The sequence below is a fragment of the Maridesulfovibrio sp. genome, from assembly GCF_963676065.1.
Taxonomy (GTDB): domain Bacteria; phylum Desulfobacterota; class Desulfovibrionia; order Desulfovibrionales; family Desulfovibrionaceae; genus Maridesulfovibrio.
Genome location: NZ_OY780933.1, coordinates 2888848 through 2901173 on the forward strand (window position 1 = coordinate 2888848; position 12326 = coordinate 2901173).

Here is a 12326-nt window from a genome sequence, read left to right on the forward strand (position 1 = left end):
CCGGTATGGCATGAGCCCAACGTTTTAAGACTTTGAGGCGTATGCAGAACTAAAGATAAACCTCCTGTTTCGAAATACGGAACAGGAGGTTTATTGATTCTATTTACTCCGCGATGGTGAATTTCCACGCGCAGACCCATTCATCGGGGTGTTCATCCGGTGGGCAGCCGATACATTCACAGCGCAGCCTGGAATCTATTTCCTTAGCAAATCCTGTATATTCAGTAATTCCGCCTGATTTGCATGGATAATCTGCCAGACCTTTACGTTTTCTGGCGGACTGGACCCGGCATTCAGTCATGCGGAAGATTACGGAATTATCGGTTTCCTCGAGGAATTCCCAACTGTTAAGATGTGCGTACATACGCACGCCAAGTGCGGATTTTAAAGCCTGAATCCCGCCGTTTTCAGGCAGGCTCAGTATGTCTTTTGCCCGTCTTGCTTCCAGTGGCGAAAAGCGTGACCAGCAGGAATCATTCACCCGTTTGGCGGTAACCATATCCGTCTGTCCTTCAATGGCCTGAAACCAGACTCCATCCGCCGCTAGCCATGCTGAGCGCAGGGCCATACCTATTTTATCAAGTTTTTCCTGATCAACACCAGAAAGCAGATCCTGCGGGCGGAGTCCCAATGCCCGGCCAAGCTTGCCGGAAAGAATAGTGAAGAAACGGTCGCCAGCTTCTTTTTCCGCATCAAGGGCAGCCTCAAGGCCGAGCTGATGTACACTTTCGGCTAACCAAAGTCCGTAGTGGGCGGAAAGCTGGCGGATTATTTCTGTTATGTCTTCAGCTGCTGTGGGTTTGGATTCATTCATGTGGCTCAACTCCATGACCAACGCATCCCGCAGACGTGAGATGGGGCGGTTGTGCTGTTAAATATTACGTTCTTTAAGTCCGAGTACTTCTTGAATTTCAGGCTGTTGCAGATTTTCTTTAGTGATCAAATGCACTTCAGTTGTGGTTTCGGGGGGAATGCTTTTTCCTTTGGCCGCCATTACTGCTTGATCTATAGCAATCTTACCGATTTTGTAAGGGTCCTGAGCTATACCGGCTGAAATGATTCCCTGCTGGATATCTTTCACCATATTCGGGTCGGGGTTGAAAGCAACAAAAGTAATCCCTTTCATCATGTCCATTTCTTTGAGATTTTTAAGCAGTGTTTCGCAGCTGCTTTCGTTCATCCCGATCACGGCATCGGTTTTTACATTCATTTTATGGTTGAGTTTACCGCGCCACATGGCAATATGAATCTTGGATTTGTTTCTTTTTTCGTTTTCATCAAGGTAAAAGGATTTAGCGATCTTAATTTGTGATCCGGATTTGTCTAATTGATGTTTGAATCCTTTGATTCTGCTGAGAACAGGAGAGTTTCCCCGCTCGAACATACCAAGAAGCACTGAACCTTTGCCGTCCAGTTTTTCGTTTAAGTACTTAGCGGCCAGTATTCCTCCCTGAAAATTATTGGAATGGACATAGCCTGAGTTCTTGCCAAACGAAATTCCGGAAACCATCTGAATTACAGGTATTCCTTCCTTTAAGGCATTATTTATGGACGTTTTCATTTTTAGACTGTGTATCGGGGAAATGACGATGGCATCAACATGATTCTCGATGCACCATTCTATTTTTCTCTGCTGCTCTTTAAGGTTGTCTTCGACGTTCGGCGCTATCCAGAGTATCTTGACATTTCCGTTATCAATCGCTGCCTGTGTGGCCCCTTTTTTCAGCAATTTCCAGAAATCAAGATCGCCTCGCTCAGGAATCACCGCGATGCGAAATTTTTGGGTGACAATGCAGTTCGAGGCTTTCGTCTGTTGTGGAATGCAGAAGATTGAGATCAGTAAAAATGCAATAATCAGGAATTTATTAAGAGCTGAGTCGCTATAAAGTATCATTCTATCTCCTTCAAGTTTGGAAATTTTGACTGCGAGTGTATCTTTAGCGATGCGAGAATTCAAGGATAGTAGTAAAATTGTCCGTATTGCATAAAAGCAAATGTACAATTATAAGCTGATGGTGAATATTGCCGGGATATACAAAAGCCGCCTTGTATATTCAAAGCGGCTTTTGTCTTGTTACTTATCTTGAAAACAGGAATAAAACAGTGTGGATTTATTTCCGGTGGGAAATTTAATTGAAAAGTTTATCCCCGCTTACATTGCCGAGCCCGGGGTGAATATCAAAACGAACCGCGCCGACAGGAACATCCACAGCGGCAGCAATTTTAGCTGTTCCAACAGCGCCGAAGCCACCACAAAGCTCAATGGCTCCGATGCCTTCTTTTTCCACCAGATCACGGGCTACAGATTCGGCCTGCTCATAGTTGCTTACGCCGATGGTCAACACTTCGACTGCTTCTGAGCGAACCCAGCTTCTATGTTTTTCGGGATCAGCATTAGGGGCAACGAAAATGAATGCCGCTTTTAATACATTACTCATAAATTACCTACTATGTCTTTTAATGTTAAAAAAAAGCTTTATGATTCATGAATATAAAATTTTGAATTATGCGAGTCGATATGGTTATTTAAAGGCTAAGAATAATGGTGGTAGTTTAAATTTAATAAAAAGTACAGTGCTACTGACGAATAAAATGGACTGTAGCCTAATTGTCAGGCAATTGAGGTGCTTAATAAAAATAATGGTCAGTGAGGGTCTGCTGATACCTGATCATATGCCTAGAAATAATATTTCATATAGATTCCACCATAGTCTCCTATTGATCCAAACTCACTGCGGGGAATATTTGGAGTTGCTTGGGACGGTTCTTCGCCGGCGGTAATAGCCCAGAACAATTGAACATCAATGTTGTCCGTCACCGAGATATCAAGCAGAGGCCTCGCAAAGACAGAACCGTCCAGAATATTCCAGAATGAGAGTAACTTAAGTTCAACTAGCGGAGTAATGGCATAAGAAGGTCCGAAAAGAAGGTAATGCTGGCCGTAAAATGCGTTTAAGCCATCATTGTTTGCTGCGGAGTCTTTAACTTTCAGATATTTGTCAGGATCGTTTTCTCCAGCACCGTTATATAAATACTCCACAATAAAATTGATACCATTTTCAAAACGATACCAGGCTTCAATTCCACCGACGACAAAGGAAGAGTGTATATCTCCACCTTCCTGATTTACGTCTTTACCAACATAAAATACGACCTCGCTTTTTAAGCCCAGCTCACCGATATCTGTCGCAAATCCTCCGCCGATCATGGGCCGTTCACGCAGTACCCCGGTAACACCCAGTATATCAAAACCATTTATGTTTTGTGAAAAATTGACAAGATAACTGTTGTTTTCAACGCCATCACCTAGAATAACACTACCGCCTAACTGGCCCCCCAGATCAAAATAGTGAGTGGCGCGTATGGCATCGACGCCGGAACGGGTTTCGGTATCAAGTGCTTCCGGTGAAAACGGTTCAACAACATCAAGAGGTGAAAATAATGACATCCGTCCGTATCCGATCGCCTGTCTTCCGACAGTCAGCTCTCCATTGTCAAAATTTTTTCTGATAAGCAGTCTGTCAATGTCCAGCTTATCTTCGGAATATTTATCGGTAAAAATTGTCGATTCCAGTTTAACAATGCGGTTTACCGATTTATGAGTGAAAGGATCAAATCCCGATAGAGGATTTTCGGAATATATTAAATTGTTCTCGGCAGACACTTCAAATTCAAACTCACTGATTTCGCCCGTAAGGTCGACACGTTGCTGGTTGGAAGTGGTAAAACCGGAAGGGATGCCCGCCAAAGGAGAGGGTTGCATGACTATATTGAGGGATTTCGCATAGCCGCTTACTTCGATATTATTAAATAATGCTTCGCAATAACCGTCTACGGGTACCAAAATAAACAATAGATAAAAAAAGACAATCCATGATTTTATCAGGTAGCGGGGCTTTGTTAACGATTGCAAATCAATCATGGGAGTCACTGCTCTTGAGCCGTCCATCCTGCAAAAGAATAGTACGTTTTGAGTAATCCATAACCATTGGGTCATGTGAGCTGGCGACGATAGAAATTCCTTTTCTGTTGTTCAGGTCAAGGAACAATTCAAGCAGGTCGGAACTGGTTTTGGAGTCAAGACTGGCAGTTGGTTCGTCGGCAAGAATCAATTTCGGGTTAGGAGCCAAAGCCCGTGCGATAGCGACTCTTTGTTGTTGTCCACCTGATAACTCTTTAGGCATTCTGTTCTGCAGACCATTTAACCCCAGCTCCTGAAACACTGAATCCACAATTATTCGCCGTTCCTTCTTAGGGACTTTTTGCAACAATAAAACATACTCGGCATTTTCGGCAGCAGTCAGGACGGGGATCAGGTTATGATCCTGAAAGATAAAACCAATAGATCTTAAACGAAATTCTGCAAGATCTTTAGGTCTGGCTTGATCAATGCTGTATCCGTCCACGTTTATAGTTCCAGCTGTCGGCTGATCAAGTCCTCCCATCAAGTTCAGCAGTGTTGTTTTGCCACTGCCGGAAGGACCCGCAAGAACGGCAAATTCTGTTTTTTCAATTTCAAGGTCAAGATCACATACCGCATGGACAACTTGTTCACCGAATGTGTATGTTTTTGATAAATTCTTGATTTCTATCAGGCTCATTACAGATTCTCTTTTAAGGCACATTAGCCACTTTTAATATCGGTTTCTTATATATGCCTAAGCGCTTTTACTGGTGATATATTTGTAGCTTTCATTGCAGGATAAACTGAAGCGGCCAAACATAAACAAAAAAGATACAGAGCGAATTTGCACATCCATGGAACATCCCATTGAGCATAAAGTAGAGCGGAAAAGAGTACCCCTCCGAATTCCAGATTAGCCGGTATGAACAAGCGTAAGTCAAATCCATAATGGACCAAATAAAGAGTCGCAACAGAGGCAAGCGCGGACCCCAGAACTGTACCCAGGACGCCAAGAAGCAATGCCTCAACCATGATCATTGATCGGAGTTGGTTTGGTGATGTCCCTATTGCTTTTAGGACTCCGAATTCATAAATGCGCTCCATGACCCCCATAAGCAGGGTATTCATAACACCAACAGTCACGATCATCAGTACGATTATGGAAAGGAATTTCATACTTACATAATCCCAACGGATGGCATTATAAAGATTGGGCATGGCCTTTTCCCAGGAAAAAGCTTTTAACTCGAGTCTGGTTTTCAATAAACTATTTACCGCAGGAAAAGCCTGCTCTATGATTCCTGCATCATTCAGGACAACAGCCAGTTTATGGGTAGCGCCGGGGACACCAAGCATTGAAGAAGCTTTAGTACTACTTATCATCACGAGGGAACTGTCCACCGCTCTAATACCGGTATTCAATGCTCCTTTCACCCGGAATAATTCGCTGACAAGCTCACCGTCGTCTCCTTGAGCGGTTACAACAAACTTTTGCCCCGGTTTGACCTGCAATTCCTTCAGAAGAATGCTTCCCACAAGGGCATCCCTTTTATGCCAGTTTGCAAAAATATTACCGGAGACGTCCCTTAAAAGGGGATTTACAGTTCTTTCTTTAGCTATATCAACCCCTGCGACCCTAATATTCCTGCTTTCCCGGCTGGATTGAGCTAATCCTGAAAACTCTACCCGGGGCAATACGGTTTGAACACCCGTAAGGGCTGAAATCTTTTTAGTAAGATCTCCGGGAATAAAAAAATTTTCGCTATCCTTACTTTTAAGATAATTTTTCCTGCATATTACGATATGTCCGCTTCCCGACCGGACCCCGGTTTCCACCATGTAGGAGTAAACCCCTTTTGTGAAATTATGAAATGTCTGAACAAGAGCGAGGCTAAGGCTTAATCCTACCAGAGTAAGTAAAATACGGCCTTTATGCCGAAAAAGATTCCGCCATGCCAGTTGGAATGAATTCAAGCTAATCTCCTCGTATCACCTGAACAGGATTTAATTTTGCAGCTCTGTTCGCGGGTAGAAAACCCGCTGCAATACACACGAAAAGTAAAAAGAGTGCAGCCGAAATCTGATAAAAAAAGTCAATCGAAGCATGAATTTTCGGTAGAATGGTGCCTCCGGCATAAGTTATCGGCTCAACACTCCCGCTCAAATCGATACCTACATTCTGTAGATAAATGTTTATACCGAGTCCCAGCCCGGCACCGAGAGTCACAGCAATTAACCCCATGAAGAATGTCTCCAGCAAAACCAGAAGTCTTATCTGCCAAGGCCGTGTGCCCAAAGCCATCAAGATGCCGAATTCATATGAACGTTCCATGACCGACATGTAGAAAGTGTTGAAAATGCCAAGCCCGGTAGCCAGATAAAAAATTGTCATTACAATGATATTGGTGACATAGCTGATAGCAATGGCATCCCTGATTTCAGGAAGGAAAGAACTCCAGTCCAGCACTTCAAACCTATTGCCGAACATCCTCTGGAGCTTTGCGGCAATCGGCTTGGCCCGCATAGGGTCCTGTACGCTTACGGCCAGAGAATGGATCGTATCAGGCAAAACCAGAATGTCCTGCAACCAATGGAGGTTTAGGAGGATTAATTCATTGTCATTGCGAAAATTACCTGTTCTGAAAATACCTTTTACAACCAGAATTCCATTACCGACTGAACCATCACTGGCACCGGAAACAAAAGCCAAATCATCTCCGGGGCATACTCCAAGTTTCCGGGCCAAACCTTCTCCGAGAAGAACTCCGTCAGGATCATTTCCGAGCTGTGTGCCCGCTATGAGACTGTCCTGTAGAACAGTTACATCCTTTTCCATCTCAGGACGAATGCCCAATGCTTCGACAGGTAACGAATTTTCCTTACAGCAAAGAAGCCCGAAACCGCGCAACCTTGGGGAATATCCTTTAACGTAATCCAGCCCTGAAAGAATTTTCAATTGCTCCGGTTCTAACTGAAAGTTTGTAAATATACTTCGGCTCTTCTGATACCCTTTGCCGGAAATGACGATATGGCCATAATACTGGTCTGTTGCCGAGGCGAGCATATCCTGCATTTTACCGGCCGATACCCCGATAGCCAAAAGCAGCATGGCGGAAGAAAGTACCATGGCTGAGATGGTCAATAAGGAGCGGCGTTTATTACGCATGATATTGCGCAGGGCAAGAGACACGAATAGCATCTTAACCTTTTATTCCCGGTTTCTGCCAAGATGGCTTTTATATGTGCGCATCTGTTTTAATTTAAACAGTGAAAAGAAATCCTCCTGTATTGAAATATCGAAATCAATATTGGTATAAGTGAGTACAGTTCGCTCATCCGGCTTATCTTCCGGCTGGACGGTCATTCGCAAAGGGATGATATGTCCATCCATCACTTGAACATCATCAAACGAAATAGATCGTACCTTAAGCATATCTTCATCAAAATATTCTATAACCAGCGGAACATAATCCTTTTTTAAAATTGTATATATAATTTTGCCCCAGACCACCGGAGCATCCGGTTTGGGTATACATTTAATCTGCCATAGCTTCGGTGTTTCTTCGATGAGGCTTAAATTATAGTCCAAGTCAACATGATTAGCTTTGACGAGATCATCATTTGAAATATGACTCCCCATCCACGGAGCCCCCATCATGGAGGGTGGTATTTTTATCACTCTATCAATGCGTGGCAGATAATTCCAAACCTCTTTGCGCGCTTTGAGAGTCGCTATCCCTTTTTCTTTTTTGGGTTTGAGAATTTTAGTCAGGCTGAAACTACGTCCAAGGGACCAGCCCTTAATTGCGATTGTCCGGTCCCAGTTACCGGTTTTTATCTTCATAATTGCTTCCACATAAGACGAGTCGCCGTTGTATTGCTCTTCCACATTACGAATCACAGTCTGCAAATCGAGCGCAAAAGCAGATTTAGGAAACGCGTTGAAGAGCGCAACAAACAAAAACAGAATGAGTATCAACTTATTGATTTTTTGCATATTTTTCATGTACCTCAAAAGCAAAACGGTCTAATAATTCAGGGTTTAAGGATTCGCCGTTTACGGCTACAGCAAGGCATATCAATCCTGTATCTTCATTTACATGCTGAAACTGGGATTCAACAATTTTATTAGGCATGCATTCATGTGGTCCAACAGTTACCGTACCGATGATTTTATCATGGCGGTACTCATGAAGCGGTCCGCCAAGACTTAAAACAGCCTCACCTATAAGTGCCGGATTGATATAAGGGGTTGCAGCCGTAACGATGTCCTCCACAGGGGATACAGGCCCCCATTCCAGCTTTGACCCTACGGCTTTATGCAATCTTTCAATAATTTGTCGTTGAACTGTATGAGTTATAAAGGAGCCGAGTTTACTGTCTCCGGGTAACGGACGTTTTTGACTGCATCTATCCCTCTCATTGAGTGTACAGTAAACAAGCCACTCGGAAAAAGGAGCAAGCACGCAACGCAGACCGCGCTCTTCCAACTTTAAAACAAGGTCGTTGTTTGCAAAGGTGTCGAGGCGGACGTATATCTCACCTACCACCGCGACAGTCGGAATATCTTTTTCAAAGTCTTTAAGCTTTGAAAATTCCTCCCCGGCACGAGTCAGCAGCTCTTTAAGCCCGAAGCATCCCGACCAGACCTGCCTGAAAGCATTAAAGGTTCCGACACTTCCAAGGCGTACCATCATCTCTTTCAACTCGGCAATGTATCTGTCATATATCTTTTGAGTTTCACCGGGTATTTTTTCTACCGGCCGAACATCATGAAGGGCAGCCTGCAGCATATCCGTTGCAATAAAGCAGGCGAGTGCGCGCAGTTGGAAATCTACAGGGACCTCTGCAAAGTAGTCTTCGTCAGATGGAGATATGATGCGAACTTTATCTGAAAGTCCTATTCGCTCAAAAATAATATTCTGAAGAATATTATACATACCGAAACGACAGGGACCGTTGGCTCCCGGCAGGAGAAAAGCAAAACGCTCATCAGTATCTTTAGTCTGCTGCACTCTGCTAAGGAAACTTCCCAGTGTTATAGCCATCGGGATGCACTCCTTGCCGGAGGTATATTTGCGGGCTAATTGCAAATCCTCTTTTGTCCCGAGAGCTAAGGCTTCCGCCCGCACTCCTTCCGCATTAAGGAGAGCGGCGATTGTTTCTGCACATGGTCCCATTCTCGGTACCATAAGAGTTTCACCTGTATTGCGGACGTTGAGTATAGGATCTCCTGCAACCCTAGTATCTCTAAAATCGTTTAAACCCTGATTCGCAGCTCGGGCAGACTTCTTAATGTAGGAAGAAACACAGTAAAGAAAGGCTTCAATACGGGTCTTTGTCCCGGCATCGCCGGAATGTCCGTCTGTCTCAATTATGGTGAACGGCTTGTTTTCCATTATGTATGAGAAGAAATGCAGGGTAAAACTGTCAGGACCGCATGAGTAGTTTGAACAGTAAACAGCATATTGGCCCGGGCTTCTGCGAATTTGGTGGGCAGCGCGTAAGCAGCTTTGGGCAGAATTCCAGTAGACTTCTGAAAATACAGGTGTTTCTTTGTTAATGGGATAACAATCCAAAGGAATGGCCAATGCTCCCTGTTCACGAAGCAGGTTGGGTACATTGGCATTAAGGATATCGTTATGAATTGTATAGCAACGCCCGATAACAATAACAGCCTTCAAATCATGCCGTTTTGCAAATTCTAAAGCGTTATGACCTAAATTGCGGCAGGACTCTTCAAAGGATGATTGAGCCCGGCATCCCGCATCAAAAGCTTCTTGATATTCAGTCGCGCCGAGCTGACCGGCAAGTATTTTTACTGATTCAATGAACCTTTCAGATTGAAAATTTTCTATTCCGATATCAATACACGGATCTAAAATTTTCATCTTTTGCGAAAATTTTTTGGAATAGACCAGATCCGGGCTGGCTTGGACTATTGGACAATTGCAGGCATGAAGTTCCGTTCCATGCCGGGGATTTTCCCGAAGTCTGGGGGCAAAAAAGAAATCTTCGTTCCCTGTATTGATAATTTTTGAGACTATTCCTTGATAAATCTGCATTGGTGCACAGAAAGGAACATTACTATTCTCAATACCCAGCTTAAGCGAAGCTATTCCTTCTTCAGAATATACTTTTATATTGAATCCAAGTTCACTGAAGAAATAACAAAAAAACGGAAGCCAGCTTTTTAAAGCGAATTCTTCAACCAGAGCAACTGTAGGACGCTCAGGTTGCTGTGGGAGTGAGGAAATTAGCGAAGATACCAGTCTACGCCTTTCCAGAAAGGGATCAGGCGTGAGGTCCGGAAGTTTTTTCTTTTTAGTTCCCTTTTCGTATAGCGAACAATTACCGCCCCAGAGAAATACTTTTTCCTTGTTTTGAACAACAGTTTTAATCCGGTCAATTCGGCATTTATTGCCACTTCCGCCGCAGCCCTGATTTGATTTACAGTTGAATGTATCCTTGGTCAGAATTTCAGCACCAAGAAAAGTGCTCATATCAAGATCATAATCTGAGCTGTTTTCCTGTCTGCCTGCAATTAATGCTATCCCCAGCGCACCGATTGTTCCCGGATTCGGGGGTACAATAATATTTCGAGAGGTTCTGTTTGCAATGGCTGCCGGCAGGGAGTCAGATTTAAAAGGCATTCCCTGACAGAATATTTTCTTACCGACGGAACGGGGCCCTTTGACCCTGTTTAGATAGTTCAGGGCAATGGAATCATACAGACCTGCTATGATTGAAGTTTGGGGCACTTTCTCAGCAATTGCATCAGCAATGACCTCGGCCATGAAGACAGAGCAATGTTGCCCGAGGGAAACCCCGTATTCGGCTTCCATGGCAATCCTATCCATTTCGGTAACATTGCTGATTCCATCGAATCTGCCGCCCTGTTCGGCTATGAAAGATCCCGTCCCGGCACTACAGGCTTCATTCATTGCCGCATCAATTATGTGACCGTCTTCAAGGCGGGAATATTTTGCATCCTGACCGCCTATTTCAAAAATTGTGTCTACTTCAGAATCAAAATAAAGAGCTCCTTCAGCATGAGCCGCAATTTCATTCATGATGACGACCGGCTCATTCCCGTAACAACTTCCCATCAACGAGCCGACAAGATCCCTGCCGGACCCGGTAACGCCGACAGCACAAACTTTATGTTTACAGCCAGTCTCTTCTAAAAACAGGCTTACAAGTTTCTGCGCTGCTGTAATGGGATCGCCCTGAGTATTTATATATTTTTCCCACACAGGCTCAAGCGCATTACTGTTTACCGCAAGGGCCTTGGAGCCGGTTGAGCCTATATCGAAGCCTAAAATAACGTCGCACAAGGGATCGTCTTTTATCCATGTTTCATCTGAAATACGTTTAACCTTCTCAAAAGATTTACTCAGCGGTATAACCCTTTCAAAAGTCCCTTTACTTTCATTTCGAAATAGCTGTTCAAGTTTTGGAGATTCCGGTTTTTGCTCATAGGCAACAAGAGCAGCCCCCACGGATTCGGAAAAGTGAGTGGAATATTTATTATTATCGAGAAGTGACAGATGGCGTGAATTGGAGAAAGAAGCAAAATTGCGCCGGATACGGGCAGACTGGGTAACTCCGCCTGTAAGAATGATTTTATCGGGAGAACTTTCGGGCTTGAGCAGGGATTGTACATTCGTACAGACAGCGTCAAACAGACCTGCAAGAATGGTTTCAATGTCTTCACCCTTGTTTGCAAGGTGAGTCATATCCGTTTTTAAAATTACAGGGCAGCGTCCTGAAAAAACAAGGGGTTCTTCAATGTCTACGCACTTTTGGCTCGCCTCGGATATATTTAACCCGAATCGTTCAACAAGCTGACAAAGAAAATTACCTGTTCCCTGCGAACATCTGGAATTTTCCCGGTAAAGATCCTGACCATCACTGCGTAATTCCAACACAGAAAAGCCCTGGCTGCCTATGGATATTACGCTGCATGGAGAAGCGTCTGGATGGGTAAAACGGATGCCGCGTGCCAGTGCTGCTTTAACAGGCACGCGCAAGCATGTAAGTCCTCGGCTATATCTGCCGGTCGCTGCTATCGGGTATGAAGGTGTCCAGCCGGATTTCTGAAGAAGCACACGTAAAATATTGAATGGATCTTTATCGTGCTCTTTTTTATATGTTTTTTGTATATGTGGCTCGCCATTGCTTTCAGCCAAAACAGAAACTTTTACAGTTTCTGCTCCAAGATCAATTCCCCAAAATAATTTGGCATTTATTGCCACGTATAGCCTCGTTTTAAAAAAAATATCTAATCAAACACTAGCTGCAGTCATCTAGCATTGTTATGCGGCTCGTTCTATCAAATCCTTGTGTCCCAGCCTGTTATAAGAATTTAAATGAATGCTTGGTTTTCTGTAGCATGCATACGTATCTAATGGAATATTTG

The 12326-nt window shown here is 43.9% G+C and carries 9 protein-coding genes; all 9 read right to left on the reverse strand.

Annotated features, from left to right (window positions below):
• Window positions 1-103 precede the first annotated feature (103 nt).
• The 9 genes from ACKU35_RS13000 to ACKU35_RS13040 all read right to left on the reverse strand — a co-directional run bounded on the left by ACKU35_RS13000 (window position 104) and on the right by ACKU35_RS13040 (window position 12162).
• Window positions 104-814, reverse strand: coding sequence for a DUF6125 family protein (locus tag ACKU35_RS13000; protein WP_319759666.1), 711 nt, complete (start codon window positions 812-814; stop codon window positions 104-106).
• A 57-nt stretch (window positions 815-871) separates the two neighbouring features.
• On the reverse strand, window positions 872-1894 hold the full coding sequence (locus tag ACKU35_RS13005; protein ID WP_319759667.1) for a substrate-binding domain-containing protein: 1023 nt from the start codon (window positions 1892-1894) through the stop codon (window positions 872-874).
• A gap of 235 nt (window positions 1895-2129) precedes the next feature.
• Window positions 2130-2438, reverse strand: a complete 309-nt coding sequence (locus ACKU35_RS13010; RefSeq protein ID WP_319759669.1) for a DUF6506 family protein — start codon at window positions 2436-2438, stop codon at window positions 2130-2132.
• Window positions 2439-2677: 239 nt separating this feature from the next.
• On the reverse strand, window positions 2678-3922 hold the full coding sequence (locus ACKU35_RS13015; RefSeq protein ID WP_319759671.1) for a hypothetical protein: 1245 nt from the start codon (window positions 3920-3922) through the stop codon (window positions 2678-2680).
• Entirely contained in the window at window positions 3915-4601 is a 687-nt protein-coding gene (locus ACKU35_RS13020; protein ID WP_319759673.1) for an ABC transporter ATP-binding protein, read from the reverse strand. The genes ACKU35_RS13015 and ACKU35_RS13020 overlap by 8 nt, the downstream gene beginning before the upstream one ends.
• Before the next feature lie 47 nt (window positions 4602-4648).
• Window positions 4649-5878, reverse strand: a complete 1230-nt coding sequence (locus ACKU35_RS13025) for an FtsX-like permease family protein (RefSeq protein WP_319759674.1) — start codon at window positions 5876-5878, stop codon at window positions 4649-4651.
• Window position 5879: 1 nt separating this feature from the next.
• Window positions 5880-7103 (reverse strand): FtsX-like permease family protein, encoded by a 1224-nt coding sequence (locus ACKU35_RS13030; RefSeq protein ID WP_319759676.1) that lies wholly within the window; start codon window positions 7101-7103, stop codon window positions 5880-5882.
• A gap of 9 nt (window positions 7104-7112) precedes the next feature.
• Window positions 7113-7901, reverse strand: coding sequence for an outer membrane lipoprotein-sorting protein (locus ACKU35_RS13035; protein WP_319759678.1), 789 nt, complete (start codon window positions 7899-7901; stop codon window positions 7113-7115).
• A complete protein-coding gene (locus ACKU35_RS13040; RefSeq protein ID WP_319759680.1) occupies window positions 7885-12162 on the reverse strand; it encodes an acyl-CoA dehydratase activase-related protein in 4278 nt (1425 codons plus the stop codon). The genes ACKU35_RS13035 and ACKU35_RS13040 overlap by 17 nt, the downstream gene beginning before the upstream one ends.
• Between the last annotated feature and the right edge of the window lie 164 nt (window positions 12163-12326).

Excerpts from the sequence above, each read along its gene's own strand:
- ACKU35_RS13000 (WP_319759666.1), bottom strand. The coding sequence starts at position 814 with ATGAATGAATCCAAACCCACAGCAGCTGAAGACATAACAGAAATAATC.
- ACKU35_RS13030 (WP_319759676.1), bottom strand. The coding sequence starts at position 7,103 with ATGCTATTCGTGTCTCTTGCCCTGCGCAATATCATGCGTAATAAACGC.
- ACKU35_RS13005 (WP_319759667.1), bottom strand. The coding sequence starts at position 1,894 with ATGATACTTTATAGCGACTCAGCTCTTAATAAATTCCTGATTATTGCA.
- ACKU35_RS13020 (WP_319759673.1), bottom strand. The coding sequence starts at position 4,601 with ATGAGCCTGATAGAAATCAAGAATTTATCAAAAACATACACATTCGGT.
- ACKU35_RS13035 (WP_319759678.1), bottom strand. The coding sequence starts at position 7,901 with ATGCAAAAAATCAATAAGTTGATACTCATTCTGTTTTTGTTTGTTGCG.
- ACKU35_RS13010 (WP_319759669.1), bottom strand. The coding sequence starts at position 2,438 with ATGAGTAATGTATTAAAAGCGGCATTCATTTTCGTTGCCCCTAATGCT.
- ACKU35_RS13015 (WP_319759671.1), bottom strand. The coding sequence starts at position 3,922 with ATGATTGATTTGCAATCGTTAACAAAGCCCCGCTACCTGATAAAATCA.